Here is an 18245-nt window from a genome sequence, read left to right on the forward strand (position 1 = left end):
TGTTGTGGTTCACATCACGTTCAAAAAGGGTCGAAGAAGACACTGAGGAGATGGATATGAGCGTAGAGCAGCGCTCCGCATCAAGGGCCGGGAAAGACTCCGGCAAGGGCTCCGGCCTGAAGAAGATCGTCGCGGCCTCGATGGTGGGCACCGTGGTGGAGTGGTACGAGTTCTTCCTGTATGCCACCGCAGCCACGTTGGTTTTCGGCAAGTACTTCTTCCCGAGCACCGGCAACGAACTGGACGGCATCATCCAGGCGTTCATCACCTACGCTGTCGGCTTCGTGGCCCGGCCCCTGGGCGGTATCGTGTTCGGCCAGATCGGCGACAAACTCGGCCGCAAGCCTACGCTTCAGCTGACCATCGTGATCGTGGGTGTCTCCACCTTCCTGATGGGCTGCCTCCCGGGCTTCGTGGACATCGGATACTGGGCGCCGGCCATGCTGGTGGCTCTCCGCTTCATCCAGGGCTTCGCGCTCGGCGGCGAGTGGGGCGGCGCGGTCCTGTTGGTGGCTGAGCACAGCCCTAACAAATCGCGCGGTTTCTGGTCCTCCTGGCCGCAGGCAGCTGTGCCGGTTGGCAACTTGCTGGCCACTCTGGTCCTGTTCGTCATGTCTACTACGCTCAGCAGTGAAGCCTTCCTCGGCTGGGGTTGGCGCGTAGCGTTCTGGCTCTCCGCAGTCATCGTGTTCGTCGGTTACTACATCCGTACGCACGTCACCGAAGCCCCGATCTTCCTTGAAGCCAAGGCACAGGTGGAGGAATCCAAGGCCATCAGCTACGGCGTCGGCGAAGTCATCCGCAAGTACCCCAAGGGCATCCTCCAGGCCATGGGACTCCGTTTTGCCGAGAACATCATGTACTACCTGGTGGTCAGCTTCGCGATCGTCTACCTCAAGAGCGTCCACAAGTACGACACGTCCTCGCTCCTTCTGGCACTCCTGATCGCCCACGTGATCCACTTCCTGGTGATCCCGCAGGTCGGCCGCCTGGTTGACTCCTGGGGACGCAAGCCCGTGTATCTGGTGGGTGCCATCTCAGGTGCGACCTGGCCGTTCTTCGCCTTCCCGATGTTCGACACCAAGAACGCCGTCATCATCGTGCTCGCCGTGACCATCGGCCTGTGCCTGCACGCCTTCATGTACGCCGGACAGCCGGCCATCATGTCCGAGCTCTTCCCCACCCGCATGCGCTACTCCGGGGTTTCGCTGGGCTCCCAGGTGACGTCCATCTTCGCCGGCTCACTCGCACCGCTGCTGGCCACCCAGTGGCTCAAGGACACCGGCTCCTGGGTTCCCACCGCGATCTACCTTGTGGTCGCCTGCGCAATTACCGCCGTCGCAGTCATTTCCTTGAAGGAAACCAAGGGTATTGCGCTTGAGTCCGTGGACGAAGCCGACGCAGAGCGTCACGGACTGACCACCACCGCGAAAGGCTAATGAAATGGACAACTCCTTGAACGGACGCAAAGCGCTGGTGACCGGAGGTGCGAGCGGAATCGGGGCCGCCTGTGCGCGTGCGCTCGCCGCCCGCGGGGCGAAAGTTGTAGTGGCCGACGTCGATGCCTCCGGAGCGGCGGCCCTCGCCGATGAGCTGGGCGGCACGGCCTGGACGGTGGATCTGTTGGATGTTGATGCTTTGGCGGCGCTGAGCCTCGACTGCGACATCCTGGTCAACAATGCCGGCATCCAGAAAGTTGCGCCCATCGAGGAGTTCGATCCCAGCGAGTTCCGTCGGATCCTGGCCCTGATGTTGGAGGCCCCGTTCCTCCTCATCAGGGCTGCCCTCCCGCACATGTACGCCAACGGGTTCGGCCGCATCATCAACGTCTCGTCAGTGCACGGGATTCGGGCCTCGGCCTACAAGAGCGCGTACGTTTCGGCCAAGCATGGGCTTGAAGGGCTCAGCAAAGTCACGGCTTTGGAGGGTGGGGAGCGCGGGGTCACGTCCAACTGCATCAACCCCGGCTACGTCCGCACGCCGCTGGTGGAGAAGCAGATCGCCGACCAGGCCCGGCTCCACGGCATCCCCGAGGCAGAGGTGCTCGCCAAGGTGATGCTTACCGAGTCCGCGGTGAAGCGGCTGGTGGAGCCTTCCGAGGTGGCGTCCCTTGCTGCTTGGCTGGCTTCCGACGACGCCGGCATGGTCACCGGCGCGAGCTACACCATGGACGGTGGGTGGTCGGCGAGGTAGCCCCGCCCGAATACCTTTGGCGCACCCGTTCACGCCCGGCGCACCCAGTGCTACGGGTGCGTCAGGCGGAAACGGGTGCGGCAGCCGTGCCGAAGGGGCGCGTCAGGCGGAAACGGGTGCGGCAGCCGCTGCCGTGAGCGCCTTCTACGACGCCTTCACCACGGGAATCGACGAGGTTTCGTCCACCAACTCGGCGCGGCGGAGGCCGTCACCGCGGACCCACAGCTTGTAGGCCACAAACAGGAGCACCAGCCAGGCCCCGCCCACATACAGGGCGATGCGTGTGTCCTCGAAAACGCCGAGGATCACGATCACCATCGCCATGAATGCCATGGTTAGGATGGACGCCGTCGGCCACAGCGGTGAACCGAATTCCGACGCCGGCAGGCCCTTGCGCTTGATCTCCCGCTTCATCGCAACGTGCGAGGCGAGGATCATCACCCACACCCACACGGTGGCGAAGGTGGCAATGGAAGCGATGACCACGAAGACGTCCTCCGGGATGACGGCATTCAAAACAACGCCCACCAGCAAAATGCCGCCCATCATCACCACGGTCATCCACGGGACGCCATGGCGGGAGACCTTGCCAAAGCTCTTTGGCGCGTGCCCCTGCTGCGCCAGGCCAAACAGGATGCGGCCGGCCCCGAAGATGTCGCTGTTGATCGCGGAAAGCGCGGCGGTGATGACCACGGCGTTGAGGATGTGCGGTGCTGCCGGAATTCCCAGGCCATCGAAAATCTGCACAAACGGACTGCCATTGCTGCCGATTTCATTCCACGGGAAGATGCTCATCAGCACGCCCAGGGTCAGCACGTAGAACAGCAGCACGCGCACGGGCACGGTGTTGACAGCCTGCGGAACGACCCTCTTCGGATCGGCAGCTTCGCCCGCGGTGATACCAATCGTTTCGATGCCGCCAAAGGCAAACATCACGACGGCGAACGCGGCCAAGAGCCCCTCGAAACCGTTAGGGAACAAACCGCCATGGTTCACAAGGTTCCCCAGCCCCGGTGCCACGCCACCGCCGTCGGCTGTTTGGAAACCGAACACGACGATCGCTGCACCGCCGACGATCATGGCGATAATCGCCACCACCTTGATCAGCGAGAACCAGAACTCAAGCTCGCCGAACACCTTCACGCTGAGCAGGTTCATGGCCCCCAGGAACAGGATGATCGCGAGCACCCAGATCCATCTATCCACCTGCGGGAGCCAGAAGCCCATGTAGATACTGAAAGCAGTGACGTCGGCGATCGCCACGATTGCCATCTCGAAGACATACGTCCATCCGGTCACAAAACCGGCGAAAGGGCCGAGGTAGCGGCTGGCGTACTGCCCGAAGGAGCCGGAAACGGGGTGTCGCACTGCCATTTCTCCGAGTGCGCGCATCACCATGAAGACGGCGGCACCGCCGATGATGTAGGCCAGGAGTACGGCCGGGCCGGCTTTTTGGATGGCCGACGCGGAGCCGTAGAAGAGGCCCGTGCCGATCGCTGATCCGAGTGCCATGAAGCGGATGTGTCGGACGTTGAGGCCCCGGCTAAGTGCCGTACCTGCGGCTTGGAGGACAGAGCTCTCCTCAGCCAGCTTGGTTTGTTGCATGGTAAACCTTCTCGTCTTTGGGAGGGGATCGCTATCCAGCAGATCACTTTTGGCGGCTCTGTGATCGGACTCACGGGTGTTTGGTGTCTTTGATCGCAGACACTCCGGATCGCTCCCAGTTCCACGGTGGTAAAAGTCATAGTTCCCGGTCGGATAGGATGACCGCGGACAGGACTTCAACACGGTCAGGCATCCCTCGCACTCGCGTCGCCCCCAATTGAACTCTGTGCTGACTCGCATCTGTTATCTGGGGGACTCATGATTTCCGTAATCCGCGCTACCCGACGCCGTTGGGCCGCTGCCGTTGTTGCCGTCGTTGCCGGGGCTTCCTTGCTCTTCGCTGCTCCTGCCCAGGCCTATGAAATACCGACATTCGAGGTCCCGAACGCGTCCCAGGCGCCCGTGCCGTTTGTGGAGCGGGTGGGTGACGCCGCCGGTGTCGTTGAACTGTGGAAGACCGGCGGTCCGGCGACCCGTACCGCGGCTGCCACAGCCCTGGTGGGTGGCGCTGACGCAATCCAGGCATTTCTCGACGGCGGACAGGATGTCGCGCTCGCCGCGGACCGGAAGCAGTTGGTCACCGAGCTGACGACGCGGGGGAGCGAACACGTACGGGAGAGCGCGGTCCGGGTACTGGCCACTAATGACCCGGCTGTGATCGCGAGCTTCCTCTCAAATGGCTGGGCAAAGTCCTGGGACCTCGATCTGCGCATCACTGCTACGAGGTTCCTTAACTACTCGGGTCCCATCCGCATGGGCGCATCCAAGAGCTTGGATCAAGGCAGTGAAGCCGTGGAGCGGTACGTTCTTTCAGGCTGGCTGGACGCCGCTGAGATAAGCGACCGCCAAGCCGCGTTCCAACTTTTTGACTCACCTTCCGCCGGCGTTCGCGCTGCGGCCAAGGCGGCCGTGATCACCGATGACCGAGACGTAGTCGCTGATTTCCTTCGCTACGGCCAGTTCGTGGCTGCGGCCCAGGACGCTGAGTCGGCGACTGTTGCGGCACTCCTTGATGGGGTCAAGGCAGATATCAGCTCGAACCCCAACGGAACGGCTGCTGTGGCAGAACGTGCGAACGCCGCGGTCGAGAAGGCGCGGAGCGCTGCCGCAGCTGCAAGGAGCGCGCACGGCTCACGGCTCGCATCAGACCGGGACTTCCTCTCATCCCAAGCCACGAAGGGGCAGGTTGCAGACAATGCCCAGGAGTCATCTGAGGAGGATGCGAAGGCGGCCTTTGCCAAGGCCGCCCTGGAGATCCCGGGTCTCCTGAGCAAACTTGAAGCACCCGGAGCTGACCTTGATGCTTTGATCGACGATGCCCGCCAAGCCACTCTTGATCTTTCGCTGGTGGGGACGCCAGCGGTCCGGACGGCCGCTGAAGCGGCTCTCGGGACCGGGGATGCCGCAATCAAGGAATTCATCGCAACCGGTCACCGTGCAGCCAGAGAGCTCAACAGCCGTGAATTCGTCGCAGACCGGCAGCGTGCCTATCAGCTTCTGGCAGTCGGCGGGGAGTTTGTAGAGAAGGCCGCCCAGCGTGCGCTCGAGTCGCTCAGCCACGCTGACGTGCGGTATTTCCTGGAATATGGTTTTGATCAGGCCCGGAACCTGGACAACCGTATCCAGACCACATTTGCATTGGATTCAACGCCCGAGGTCCGCGCGGCCGCGAGCGTGGCCCTCGATGGCAGCCGCGCAGACCGTGAGGGCTTCATCTCCGAAGGTCGGGCCGCAGCCGCTGACCGGGACGCCGCAACTGCCACCCACGTAGCCTCCGTCGACGCCATGATCACCGAGCTCGCCGCTCTGGCGAATCAGGCAACGGTCGACGCCGGCAAGGCGGCAGACGCTGCGAAGGCGGCCGAAGCTGCCGCGGAAGCTGCCCGTCAGGCCGAGGCCGCCCGCCAAGCCGAAGCAGCGCGACAGGCTACCGGAGCGGGGAACTCCCCGTTTGCAGCCGGAAACGTCGACGCATCGCAGGGATTCGCAACCGGAGCAGCCCCGATCGTCGTTCCGTGGCCGCGCGACTCTTCCGCCGCCGTCGTACTGGGTGAAACGGGAGCCGCACCGGCTGCCGCATCAACGCCGTCGGCAGCCCCGAGCATTTCCGTGCCCCCCGCAGCATCTGCCGCGCAGGGTTCCACGTCGGTGGATTCACAGTCACAGGAAGCGGCTGCTCCCTTGGCTGCGTCCTCTCCGGGCATGAATTGGTGGACCATCGGGCTGATTGTGGTGCTGGTCCTGGCAGCGGCCGGAGCCATCACCCTCCTGCTTCGGCGTAAGGGCGCGGCTTCCGCTTAAGGGCATCGCAGCCTGGGCAGCAGTATGCTCAACAGAGGTTTTCTTCATCTTGCACGGTTTTGGGGGTCGATGCATGCGGTTCAGAGCGGGCATAGCTGTGGCTATCGCCGGAGGCATGTTGATGGCTGGTGCTTGCCCAGCCGTGGCAGCCGAGGACGTCGTGGGCATTGGAGGAACGCCTCTCAAGGTGGTCATTGACGCCGAGGGCACTGCTTATGTTGGCAACTACCTGCCTGGCGGTGGGGTTAGCGTCCTTCCTTCGGGGGCTGGCAAACCGTCCAAAACGCTGACGGCGGGGGTCTCCCCTGCGGGAATGGCCCTCTCGGCAGATGGGACTCTGTTCGTCGAGGGCTGGGACTTCGACCAGCAGCAGGAGAAGCTGGTTGTGTTTCCCAAGGGCTCCTCAGAGGTAGCACGAACGATTCCGCTCGCTCCGGGTGCCCACCTCATCGCCGCAGCACCCGACGGGACTGTCTTTGTTCCCAACCCACTCCTGGGCACAGTCTCGGTTATTCCGCCGGGGGCCGACGCCCCGGCCCGCGAGGTGGCCGTGGGCGGCAACCCGAAAGAAGTAGCCGTGGCCCAGGACGGCACGGCCTATGTGACCAACCAGAACGACGGCAGCGTCTCGGTCATCGCCCCGGGGGCCGGCACGGTTTCACGCACCATTGATGTCAGGAAAACGCCTGGGAAGTCCGGTGACCCGCACGGAATAGCCGTAGGCCCCGACGGCGCGGTCTACGTCACCAATATCACCTCAGATGATGTCGCCGTGATCAAGCCCGGCGACTCCGCGGTCTCCTACCGTGTGCCGGTTCCTGGCGGACCGAAGGAAATCGCCGTCGGTCCGGACGGCACTGCTTACGTCCTCTACCAGGCCAACGGACTCTCCGTCATCGCACCGGGTGAAACAAACGTCCGTCGCGGCCAGCCCACGCTCCCGGCTCCGGGACATCTCGCCATCGCTCCCAACGGGTCCGTCCTGGTGACCAACACCGCCGGTGGATCCGTGACAGTTTTCCCGGCCCGGGACCTGACCATACCCCCATTGTCGGAAGTCACCACAGCAGCAGCTCCGACGAAGATCGCAGAAGCAAGCCCTGCGGCCCAGGCCATCCCAGACAATGCCGATACCGGCTTCCTGTCAGGCCTACCGCTCATTGTCGGAGCAGTTGCCTCGGTCATCCTGGTCGGTGCCGCAGCGTTGATCCTTGCCGCCGGAAGGCGCAAACGCCCGGCGGCGGCGGCAATCCCCAACCCGGCAGGGGATCACGAAAGTCTTGAAGTCCTCAGGCGCCACTGAGCGCAGCGGCGAGGTACGGGATCCCAGACACCGATCCTCGCTGGCCCGCTGGTGTTCGCTCCTTAAAGAGGGCACGCTTGAGTACGGGATACCGGACAGCAAGGCGGTAGCCCCCAGGACCACAGCAGCGAGGAACAATGACCAGCACGCCAACCGCGCCCGGCAAAGCCACGTCCAAAGTCCCGGCTGCCGAAAATACCCTGCGCATCCTGAAACTGTTGGCCTCGCGGCGGGGGCCCATGGCGGCGTCGAACATAGCCACCGCGTTGGGCCTGCCGCGGTCCAGCGTCTACCACCTGCTCGGCGTGATGGAGGCGAATGGTTTCGTCCTGCATCTGCACGAGGAACAGCGTTACGGCTTGGGCATCAGCGCCTTCGAGCTCAGCTCCGCGTACTCGCGCCAGGAGCCGCTGTCTCGTTTGGGCCGGCCCATGCTGGCTTCTCTCGTGGACGTGATCGGCGAGAGCGCACACCTGGCGGTGCTCCACGGCCGGGACGTCCTCTACATCGTCGAGGAACGCGCCAAGAACCGCCCGAGTCTGGTGACCGACGTCGGCGTCCGCCTTCCCAGCCACCTCACCGCCAGCGGCCGCGCCATCCTCGCCGCCCTGCCCAAGTCGCAGGTCCGTGCTCTGTACCCGAACGCCGCCGCCTTCACCTCACGCAACGAGGTCGAATTCCCCATCATGAAGTACTCAGCCCTGTCGTCCCATCTCGATCAGGTGCGGCAGCGCGGTTACGCCACCGAAAACGGCGAAATCACGCCTGGATTCGGCTCCATCGCCGTCCCCGTGACGGACCACGTTGGATGGCCGACGGCGGCAGTCGCCGTCACATTCTTGGAGGACAAGGTGCCCTCTGAGCAGTGGCCGGTACTGGCTGCCCGGATCAGGAAGGCTGCGGACGAACTTTCCGTCCGGATCCACGGGCGTCCGACGGCGGGCTGACGCGGCTCGCGGTCTTGACGCCCGCGGCGCGCAGAGCGTTACATGCCATCCGCCCGTGGCGAGTCGCATTCCACCATGGCCCGGAACGTTTCCAGCTCGCCCCGGAAACTGCCCCGGTACGATCCCGTGGCAAACAACCGACCAACCACCGTGGACACGAAACCTCGTGTCTCAAAGACCTGTTGGATGCGCGTGCCCCCACTCTCCGGCGTGAAGGTGACGTCTGATTCGCCCTTGAGGATTGCGTTGCCAAACGTGGTGCGGAGGTGTCGGGGTTTTTCCGCCGCGATCACCTCGGTGGGACTCGCCATTCGGCCGAACCACACCGTATAGCTGCTCCCGGCCTGGCCGGTGGAACCGACGCGATCGGTCACCCGCGTGACGCCGCCAATCCACTCGGTGAACCGGTCCGGGTCGGTCCAGGTGTCGAAAACCCGCTCCGGTGGCGCTGCGACGAACGTGGACACTCGATACGTTGCCATGGGTCCAGCATGCGCGTATTCCCGGCTGAAAGCGAGACCCTGCGCATGTCTGTAATACCGGACAGCACCCATCGAAAAGGCATTCCAGCGGCCTGGCAAAGGGGCTTTAGTAGATGCAGAAGATCTTTCCACCACACACTTTCCCGAGATAAAGGAGCCATCATGGCACCCGCCGATTTCACTACAGGGGCCCGCCCGGTCAAGGCTGCCCGGGGTACTGAGCTCACTGCCAAGTCGTGGCAGACCGAAGCGCCGTTGCGTATGTTGATGAACAATCTTGATCCTGAGGTTGCTGAGCGTCCTGATGACTTGGTGGTTTACGGGGGCACGGGCCGTGCGGTGCGTTCGTGGGCTGCGTTTGATGCGATTACCCGGACGCTGGAGACCATGGAAAAGGACGAGACCCTCCTGGTCCAGTCGGGTAAGCCGGTAGGTGTGTTCCGCACCAACGAGTGGGCGCCCCGGGTGTTGTTGGCGAACTCGAACCTGGTGGGGGACTGGGCGACGTGGCCCGAGTTCCGCCGGCTCGAGGCTGAGGGTCTGACGATGTATGGGCAGATGACGGCTGGGTCGTGGATTTACATCGGCACGCAGGGGATTCTGCAGGGCACCTACGAAACCTTTGCCGCCGTCGGACGCAAGCTGGCTGCTGAGGGCCGGCACCCGGCTCCTGCGCCGGAGGGCTCTGAGGAGGGTTCGCTGGCCGGGACGCTGACGTTGACCGGTGGGTGCGGCGGCATGGGCGGCGCCCAGCCGCTCGCGGTCACGCTGAACGACGGTGCGTGCTTGATCGTGGATGTGGACGAGACCCGCCTGCGTCGCCGTGCCGGGAAGCGGTACCTGGACGAGGTCGAAACCGACCTGGACACGGCGATCGCGAAGGTCAACGCGGCCAAGGCTGAGCGTCGTGGCTGGTCGGTGGGGTATGTGGGTAACGCTGCGGAGGTCTTCCCGGAACTGCTGGCCCGCCACAGGGCTGGCGAGTTGACCATTGATGTGGTCACGGACCAGACCTCCGCGCACGATCCTTTGTCGTATTTGCCCGAGGGCATCACGGTTCAGGAGTGGCACACCGAAGCCGGAGCTGACCCAAAGGGCTTCACAAAGAAGGCCCAGGCCTCGATGGCGAGGCACGTACAGGCGATGGTGGAGTTCCAGGACGCCGGCGCCGAGGTGTTCGATTACGGCAACTCGATCCGGGACGAGGCCCGCAAGGGCGGTTACACCAGGGCGTTTGAGTTCCCCGGGTTCGTCCCGGCGTATATCCGCCCGTTGTTCTGCGAGGGCCTGGGCCCGTTCCGCTGGGTCGCCTTGTCGGGTGATCCGGAAGACATCCGCGTGACCGACGAAGCCATCAAGGAGTTGTTCCCGGAGAACAAGCACCTGCACAAGTGGCTCGATGCCGCTGCGGAGCGGGTGGAGTTCGAGGGCCTGCCGGCGCGTATTTGCTGGCTCGGGTACGGTGAACGCCACCAGGCGGGCCTGTTGTTCAACCGGTTGGTGGCTGAGGGTAAGGTCAAGGCCCCGATCGTGATCGGCCGTGACCACCTCGATTCGGGTTCGGTGGCGTCCCCGTACCGGGAGACCGAGTCGATGAAGGACGGTTCGGACGCGATCGCTGACTGGCCGCTGCTTAACGCCCTCACGGCGGCGTCGTCGGGTGCGACGTGGGTGTCGATCCACCACGGCGGCGGGGTCGGGATCGGCCGGTCCATCCACACCGGCCAGGTCTCCGTCGCTGACGGGACCGAGTTGGCCGCGGCGAAACTGACCGCACTCCTGACCAACGATCCCGGCATGGGCGTGATCCGCCACGCCGACGCCGGCTACGAACGCGCCATCGACGTCGCCCACGAACGCGGCGTCCGCATCCCCATGAACGAGAAGTAGGCAACACAAGTGACTATCACCTCCAACGAACAACTCACCGTCACCCTCGGCTCCAGCGGCGTGACCCCGGAAGACGTCGTCGCCGTCGCACGTCACGACGCCAAGGTGACCATCTCCCAGGAAGCCCTGGACACCGTCGCCAAGGTCCGCGCCCACATCGACGGCCTGGCTACCAGCGAGGTTCCGGCCTACGGCATCTCCACGGGCTTCGGGGCGTTGGCCAACCGCCACATCCCGAACGAACTCCGCACCCAGCTGCAGAAGTCGCTCATCCGCAGCCACGCGGCAGGCATGGGTCCCGCCGTCGAACGCGAAGTCATCCGCGGCATCATGTTCCTCCGTGCCAAGACCCTGGCCTCCGGCCGCACGGGCGTCCGTCCCGTGGTCCTGCAGACCATGGTGGATGTCCTCAACGCGGGCATCACCCCGGTGGTCCGCGAGTTCGGCTCGCTCGGCTGCTCCGGCGACCTTGCGCCGCTGTCCCACTGCGCACTGGTCCTCATGGGCGAGGGCGAAGCAACGGGTCCCGACGGCGAACTGTACGGCACCGCCGGCAACGCATCGGTTGCTGAGCTGCTCGCGCAGCACGGCATCGAACCCGTGACCCTGGCTGAGAAGGAAGGCCTGGCGCTCGTCAACGGCACCGAGGGCATGCTCGGCATGCTGCTCATGGCCATCGCGGACCTTCGCCTGCTGCTGGCGACGGCGGATGTCACCGCCGCGCTCAGCGTGGAGGCCCTCCTCGGCACGGATCAGGTGTTCCTGCCCGAGCTCCACGCGGCCCTGCGTCCGCACCCGGGCCAGGCCGCCAGCGCCGACAACATGCTGCGCGTGCTGTCCAACTCGCCGATCGTTGCATCCCACCGGATCAACGACACCAAGGTCCAGGACGCCTACTCCCTGCGCTGCGCACCCCAGGTTGCTGGCGCCGTACGCGACACCGTGGACCACGCAGCGCTGGTGGCTTCCCGCGAACTCGCCGCAGCCATCGACAACCCGGTGGTCCTGCCCGACGGCCGCGTCACCTCCAACGGCAACTTCCACGGCGCTCCCGTGGCGTATGTGCTGGACTTCCTGGCCATCGCGGTCGCGGACCTCAGCTCCATTGCCGAGCGTCGTACGGACCGCATGCTGGATCCTGCCCGCTCGCACGGACTTCCGGCGTTCCTGGCGGCCGATCCGGGCGTGGACTCTGGCCTCATGATCGCCCAGTACACCCAGGCCGGCCTGGTCTCGGACAACAAGCGCCTCGCGGTTCCGGCGTCGGTGGACTCGATCCCGAGCTCCGCCATGCAGGAAGACCACGTGTCCATGGGCTGGCACGCGGCCCGGAAGCTGCGCAAGGCCGTTGAGAACCTGCGGCGTGTGCTCGCCGTCGAGCTTGTAACCAGCGCCCGCGCCATCGACATGCGCACGCAAATGTCCGACGGCGAACTCACCCCGGGTCCTGCCGGCGCGGCGGTGCTTGAGGTGCTTCGTGAAGTGGTCCAGGGGCCGGGTACGGACCGGTTCCTGTCGCCCGAACTCGAAGCGGCTGACCGCTTGGTCGGCTCCGGCGCGGTCCGCACGGCCGCCGAATCCGCCGTCGGGATTTTGGCCTGACGTCGAATAAATGCCTCATTTGAGGTACAAAATTGTCACGCCCCGGTCTTTGTACGCAACGCAGGCACCGGGGCGTGGCAAATGTAGTAGAACTTATGGTGTACGTCACGTCCACGCCGAAGATGTCGTGGGCTTGACGGTCAACCGTCCACAACTCAATACACAACAGAGAACATCCACAAAGGGGTAGAAGTTCAATGAAGGCACGCGGAGCAGTCCTGTCCAGGCGAAACGCTCACTCGGCAACCGTTTCGGACTGGAAGATGCTGAACGTCGGCGACACGGTGGAAGTGGTCAAATATGCCCACGTCATCGCAGCCGGTCGGGTCGAGGAAGTTTCCAGCAGTGGAAACGTGGTGTGGCTTGAACACTCCGGGCCGGGTGTCACCGAAGAGGGCAAGGAACTGTTCATGAAGTCCGACGGCGTGGTTCTCCGCCGCGCCTAAGTACCCAGCTGGGTAAGGCTTAAACAGAAACCGGGGCCCGTTCCCTTCCGCAGGTAGTAGTGGCGGAAGGGAACGGGCCCCGGTTTTTGTCGCTGCCGTGCTCAGGCAGCGAGTGCTTCGTGGGTCTGACCGAAGGGAACGGATTCGTCCAGCGCCACGGTGTAGGTGCCGGGCTCATGCCGGGTCACCAGAATGCCGCAGTTGGCGTCTGCCGCTGCGTTCTTGATCAATGCATCCACGGCTTGCTCGAGTCCGTCGTGGATTTCGTCTGCCCTGGAAAAGGACAGACGGATTTCGCGTTCTGCAGTCATTGCAGGGGTCATTGGGGGCCTCCTAATACTTGCCGCATGCGAGGGCGACCCATCAATCATAGTCGGTGAAGGCCAAAAATTTGTAAGATGACTGGCAGCCCGGTGACCTGGGTCTCATCTGCGGACCATGGCTCGGAGGAGTTTCACGGCTACCGACAGGGCGGCAATGTCCATTGGTCCGGGTTTGATGGCCTCCTGGATTGTTTGTTGGATGCGGGCCAGCTGTTCGATGTTTCCGCGCTCCCAATCCATGATCCGCTCCACGGGATCGCTTGCCGCCGTAGAGAAGCGCGGGCTATGGCGGACCACGGCCTTGGTCATGTCCGCGAGCACCAGATACATGTCATCCCTCAGGGCCGCCCGCGCCAGGGACTCCCAGTGCGTGTCCCTCGACAGCATGGTGATGTGCTCCAGGAGCGGAATGGCGGAGATCCGCTCGAACACCGCGAAATATACCTCGGCCACGGCCTCCACCGGTTCCTGGAGTTCCTCGGCGATCGCGGAGATGTCCAGCAAGCCGTAGCTCACCAGCAGCTCGGAAGCCCTGATGCCCAGATCGTGCGGCAATCCCACCGAATCCGTGTGGGCCAGGCGCTTCAACGAATGCGCCAGGTTGATGCCGTGCAGGAAACCCGTGAAGTTGGCCCGCATCAAGCCCATGGGTTGTTCCAGCCTCGCGAACGCATCGGAAACCGGCTTGTCCCGGAAGTCATGGGTGACGTACCAGCGAACGGAGCGGTCCAGCAGGCGCCGCATGTCCAGGGCCACGGCTGCACCGTGTTCGCTGGGCGTGCTCGCAGGGAGCTGGGCTATGGACTCCATGACTGAATCGAAATCCCAGATCTGCCGCATGACCACGAATGCCCTTGCCACGGCTGTGGCGGAGACCGTGGTTTCCTCCATGGCCCGGAAGGCGAAGGAGATGCCGCCCATGTTGATCATGTCGTTGGCCACCACGGTAGCCACGATCTCGCGGCGCAGTGGGTGTGTGGCCAAATGTTCGCCGAACCGTTCGGACACCTGCTTGGGGAAATAGGAATGCAGGGTCTGCGAAAACCAGGGATCGTCCGCCAGGCCGCCCTCAGTGAGTTCCTTCGCGAGCTCGATCTTGGCGTACGCCGCCAGGACTGCCAGCTCCGGGGTCGTCAGTCCCTTGCCTGTCAGAATCCGCGACCTGAGCTCCTCGTTGCTTGGCAGGCACTCCAGGTCGCGGTCCAAGTCGGTGGCGGACTCCAGCCAGTCCATGGTCCGTTCAAAGCTGGGGCTCCACTGAACGGCAAGTTGCTTGTCAGTGATCAGGAGGGTGTTCTGGTCGTCGTTGGTCTTCAGGACGAGCCGTCCCACTTCGCCTTGGAGTGAGTGGAGGAAATCCGCCCTTTCGGCCACGGACATCCTCCCGGCCGAGATCATCCGGTCCAGGAAGATCTTGATGTTCACCTCGTGGTCCGAGCAATCCACGCCGGCCGAGTTGTCGATGGCGTCCGTGTTCACCAGGATTCCGGCCAAAGCTGCCTCGATCCGGCCACGCTGCGTCACGCCCAGGTTCCCGCCCTCGGCGATGATGTGGGCACGCAGGTCCCGCGCGTCAACGCGGATGGCATCGTTGGACTTGTCGCCTACATCCGCATGTGTTTCCGTGGACGCCTTAACGTAGGTGCCGATGCCGCCGTTGTACAGGAGATCCACGGGGGCAGCGAGGACTGCGCGCAGAAGCTCGGGTGGGCTTGCCGCCGTCGTGCCTTCTTCCATGCCCAAGGCGAGGCGGACCTCATCGGTGATCCACATCGACTTTTCCGAGCGGGAAAACACCCCGCCACCCGGGCTTATTTTCGCGGGGTCGTAGTCGGCCCAGGAGGACCGGGGGAGCCGGAACAGGCGTTCACGCTCCTGATAGGAAACTGCCGGGTCAGGGGTGGGATCAAGGAAGATATGCCGATGGTCGAACGCGGCCACCAGCTTGATGTGGCTGGACAGGAGCATGCCGTTACCGAACACATCGCCGCTCATGTCCCCGATGCCTACCACGGTGAAGTCCTCGGCGCGGGAATCGATGGTGAGTTCGCTGAAGTGGTGCCGGACCGATTCCCAGGCACCGCGGGCAGTGATGCCCATCTGCTTGTGGTCGTACCCCACCGAACCCCCGGAGGCGAAGGCGTCGCCCAGCCAGAAGCCGTACTCCGCCGCCACCGCGTTGGCCAGGTCGGAGAAGGCTGCCGTCCCCTTGTCCGCGGCGACCACAAGGTAGTAGTCGTCGCCGTCGTGGCGAACGACGCGGGGTGGGGCGACGACGGTGCCGTTGGGTCCGCCGTCGGGATCGGCCACGAGGTTGTCAGTGATGTCCAGCAGGCCGCGGATGAATGTGCGGTAGCTTTCCTGACCCTCGGCGAGCCACGCTGCACGGTCCTCCGCGGGGTCCGGAAGCAGCTTGGGGAAGAATCCGCCCTTGGCGCCGGTGGGAACGATCACTGCGTTCTTCACGGTCTGGGCTTTCACTAGCCCGAGAATTTCCGTGCGGAAGTCCTCGCGCCGGTCCGACCACCGCAGGCCGCCACGCGCGATCGGCCCGAACCGCAGATGCACACCCTCCACCCGGGGTGAATAGACCCAGATCTCGAACTTCGGACGCGGAGCGGGAGCGGCCGGGATGCTGGAGGGATTGAGCTTGACGCTGATGTAAGGCTTGTCCAGGTAGAAATTGGTGCGCAGTGTGGCTTCCACCAGGCTCGCAAGTTGCCGCAACAACCGGTCCGCGTCCAGGACAGGCACGGCGTCGATGGCCTCGGCCAGCTTGCTCCGCGCTGTGTGGATGGCCTGTGTCCGGTGGCTGAGTTTGCTGGTGCCTTGCTCGAACACGTCGCCGTCAGCCGTGCGTTGGCCGACGTCCGGCTGCGGGCCGGAGCCCGGCTCAAATAGGTCAGGCGCGACCAGGTCCGGGTTGAACTTGGCGTCGAACAAGTCCAAGAGCGCATGCGTGGCAGCGACGTTGACACGCAGGGTGTCCGCGATGAAACCGTAGGAGTTGGTGCTGCCCAGTTGCCGAAGGTACTTGGCATAAGCCCGGAGGACCGCTACCCGGCGCCAGTCGATGCCCTCCCGGATCACCAGGGCATCGAACGCATCCGATTCGGCGTCCCCGCGCATCGAAGCATTGAAGGAACCGGCCAGCAACCCGGCCGTCGGGAGTGGATCCACGCCGCGCGGGTACTTGAGGCCGAGGTCGTAGAGGAAGAACTGCCGGCCGTCCGCGCGCTGCACGTCGAACGGCCGCTGGTCCAGCACCTTCAGGCCCAGGTTGTGGAAGAACGGCAGGATCTGGGTGAGGCTTTGCGGCCGGGTCAGGTAAAGGCGCACGCGGGCGTCCTCGGTCAGGACCGCGGTGCCGGGGCGTTTGTAGACCGAGAGGATGGGGTCCGGGTCTGTCCCTTGGACCTGGTCGACTCCCGGGAAGCTCTCGAATCTGCCGATGTCCGCAACGGCATCCTCCACCTCATAGTCGGCTTTGTAGCTCGCCGGGAACGCGCTGCCCCACTGCGCCGAGAGGCGGTTGGCTTCCTCGCGCGGATACCTCGCCTGCAGGGCCTCGTGCAGGCCTTGGGCCCACGACCTGGTCGCGGCGATGATGCGCTGCTCAAGGACTGCCGAATCGACGAGCGGTGAATCGACGACGGCGGCAGTCGCCTCTGTTCCGGGGCCTGGCTCTCTGGTGCCCGGCAGCAGGATCCGGAAGAACACGCGCGCCATGGCCGACTCGCCCAGCCGGAGTTCGAACTCGATCTGCTCCGAACCGAACGCTTCCCGCAGCTCCCGCTCGATGTTGAGCCGAACGGCAGTGCTGTACCGGTGTCGTGGCAGGAATACGAGCGCAGTCATGAAACGGCCGTAAGAGTCCGGGCGGAGGAAGAGCCGGGGGCTGTGCCGCTCCTGCAAGCGAAGGATTTCGCGGGCATGCAACGCCAACTGCCCGGCATCGATGTGGAACAATTCGTCGCGGGGGTAGGCGTCCACGACGGCCAGCAGTTCCTTGCCATGATGCGATGACGGTGGATACCCGAACGTCCGGAGCGCTTCGGACACGGTGTCCCGGATGACGGGAATTTGCAGCGCCGAGTGTGCCGAAGAACTGGGCGAGAACAGGCCAACGAAGGTGTGCGCTCCTGCGTTGTCGGCCCGCACGCTCATTTCATCGAGGTACGCGTGGCGCAGTACAGTGGAGCGCCGGGTGGACTTGGTGAGCGTGAGGATCGGCGCATCTACTCTGTCGTCGTCGACTTCGGCTTCGCCGCGCAGGATCCCCAGGTGCGTCCCATCCGGCCCCCGGTACCCCAGGAATACGAAATTCCCATCATCCAGCCAGCGCAGCAGCTCTTGGGCCTCGCCGGCGGCCAGGCCGGACCTGCCAGGCCCGGTTGCGCCCTCAAGCCCGCGTACCACCCAGTCCAGCTGCACCTGCATGGCTGCAGTATCTTCAGCGGCGGCCCGGACATCGCCAAGCACAGCCTGTAGCCGGCCAACGAGCCGCTCCGCGCTCGCCTCATCCGCCAAGCGCGGGATGTCCAGCGCCAGCCACGCTTCGGTGAGGTGGCCGTCGTCGTGCGTTTCCGGTGACCGTTCGACGCCGGTGGACAGCCCCGTGCGGTGCGGTCCGCGGTGGATTCCGGTGAGGCGGTGGGTCGCCGGGTCGCGCTCGATGCTGAAAGTGGGGTGGACCAGGAGCCGGATGGAGCTCGTGTCGCGGGCGATCTCGGCGGTGACGGACGGAAGGAGATAGGGGAGCTCGTCTGTGACGATGGCGACCAGGCTGGCATCGGGCTCGTTCAGGATTCCGATGACCGACTGCCCGGGTTCGCGGCGTTCGGCCAGCGTCCGGTGATAGCGTGCCCGCTCCAGGAGGGTCTCGGGCGGGTAGCTTCGGACGTCGTCATCGGCCACGTGCTCGTAGTAGTCCGTCAGGAAACCGTCCGCGGGCTCGATGCCTGGTGACATGCCACTGCGCCTCCGCTGCCTCCGGCTGACCAGGGAGCGGCCGTATTGGTGCGGCTTGGAGAGTCCCTGCGCCTCCCTCTATCATCGCCGCGAGTTGGGAATTAACACCCAAGGTTTTGGCCAACAATGGTGTTTAATTCAAAAACGGGCGGGGGGAAGGGGCAAGGAACCCCACAGACCGG

General features: G+C 64.5%; 12 protein-coding genes. 8 read left to right on the forward strand and 4 right to left on the reverse strand.

Translation table 11 applies throughout. The features are described 5' to 3' along the window. Positions 1-56 precede the first annotated feature (56 nt). Positions 57-1439 (forward strand): MFS transporter, encoded by a 1383-nt coding sequence (locus ACFVSI_RS09165; RefSeq protein ID WP_387822219.1) that lies wholly within the window; start codon positions 57-59, stop codon positions 1437-1439. 4 nt (positions 1440-1443) lie between these two features. Beyond that, on the forward strand, positions 1444-2193 hold the full coding sequence (locus ACFVSI_RS09170) for a 3-hydroxybutyrate dehydrogenase (protein WP_387822222.1): 750 nt from the start codon (positions 1444-1446) through the stop codon (positions 2191-2193). A 144-nt stretch (positions 2194-2337) separates the two neighbouring features. On the opposite strand, the gene ACFVSI_RS09175 is transcribed toward ACFVSI_RS09170, so the two are convergent. After that, the gene (locus ACFVSI_RS09175) at positions 2338-3798 is read right to left on the reverse strand and encodes an amino acid permease (protein WP_387822225.1); all 1461 of its coding nucleotides are present in this window, start codon (positions 3796-3798) and stop codon (positions 2338-2340) included. A 258-nt stretch (positions 3799-4056) separates the two neighbouring features. Here ACFVSI_RS09175 and ACFVSI_RS09180 point away from each other — a divergent pair, with 258 nt between their 5' ends. From ACFVSI_RS09180 to ACFVSI_RS09190, 3 genes are all read left to right on the forward strand, one after another. Then, positions 4057-6099 (forward strand): ALF repeat-containing protein, encoded by a 2043-nt coding sequence (locus tag ACFVSI_RS09180; RefSeq protein WP_387822228.1) that lies wholly within the window; start codon positions 4057-4059, stop codon positions 6097-6099. 97 nt (positions 6100-6196) lie between these two features. Continuing rightward, entirely contained in the window at positions 6197-7402 is a 1206-nt protein-coding gene (locus tag ACFVSI_RS09185) for a hypothetical protein (RefSeq protein WP_387822230.1), read from the forward strand. 137 nt (positions 7403-7539) lie between these two features. After that, entirely contained in the window at positions 7540-8349 is an 810-nt protein-coding gene (locus ACFVSI_RS09190; RefSeq protein ID WP_387822233.1) for an IclR family transcriptional regulator, read from the forward strand. A gap of 38 nt (positions 8350-8387) precedes the next feature. On the opposite strand, the gene ACFVSI_RS09195 is transcribed toward ACFVSI_RS09190, so the two are convergent. After that, positions 8388-8831 (reverse strand): SRPBCC domain-containing protein, encoded by a 444-nt coding sequence (locus ACFVSI_RS09195; protein ID WP_387822236.1) that lies wholly within the window; start codon positions 8829-8831, stop codon positions 8388-8390. A gap of 162 nt (positions 8832-8993) precedes the next feature. Between ACFVSI_RS09195 and ACFVSI_RS09200 the strand changes: the two genes are divergently transcribed. The 3 genes from ACFVSI_RS09200 to ACFVSI_RS09210 all read left to right on the forward strand — a co-directional run bounded on the left by ACFVSI_RS09200 (position 8994) and on the right by ACFVSI_RS09210 (position 12769). After that, positions 8994-10721 (forward strand): urocanate hydratase, encoded by a 1728-nt coding sequence (locus ACFVSI_RS09200; RefSeq protein ID WP_387822238.1) that lies wholly within the window; start codon positions 8994-8996, stop codon positions 10719-10721. Between the two features lie 9 nt (positions 10722-10730). Continuing rightward, complete coding sequence (hutH, locus tag ACFVSI_RS09205; RefSeq protein ID WP_387822241.1) at positions 10731-12323, forward strand: histidine ammonia-lyase; 1593 nt, start codon at positions 10731-10733, stop codon at positions 12321-12323. A gap of 197 nt (positions 12324-12520) precedes the next feature. Beyond that, positions 12521-12769 carry a hypothetical protein gene (locus ACFVSI_RS09210; protein ID WP_387822244.1) on the forward strand — a complete coding sequence of 83 codons (249 nt, stop codon included), beginning with the start codon at positions 12521-12523 and terminating at the stop codon, positions 12767-12769. Positions 12770-12870: 101 nt separating this feature from the next. On the opposite strand, the gene ACFVSI_RS09215 is transcribed toward ACFVSI_RS09210, so the two are convergent. Further along, entirely contained in the window at positions 12871-13092 is a 222-nt protein-coding gene (locus ACFVSI_RS09215) for a hypothetical protein (protein ID WP_144661782.1), read from the reverse strand. Positions 13093-13194: 102 nt separating this feature from the next. Continuing rightward, positions 13195-18063 carry an NAD-glutamate dehydrogenase gene (locus ACFVSI_RS09220; protein ID WP_387822246.1) on the reverse strand — a complete coding sequence of 1623 codons (4869 nt, stop codon included), beginning with the start codon at positions 18061-18063 and terminating at the stop codon, positions 13195-13197. Between the last annotated feature and the right edge of the window lie 182 nt (positions 18064-18245).

Source organism: Paenarthrobacter sp. NPDC057981, assembly GCF_042886835.1.
Lineage (GTDB): Bacteria > Actinomycetota > Actinomycetes > Actinomycetales > Micrococcaceae > Arthrobacter.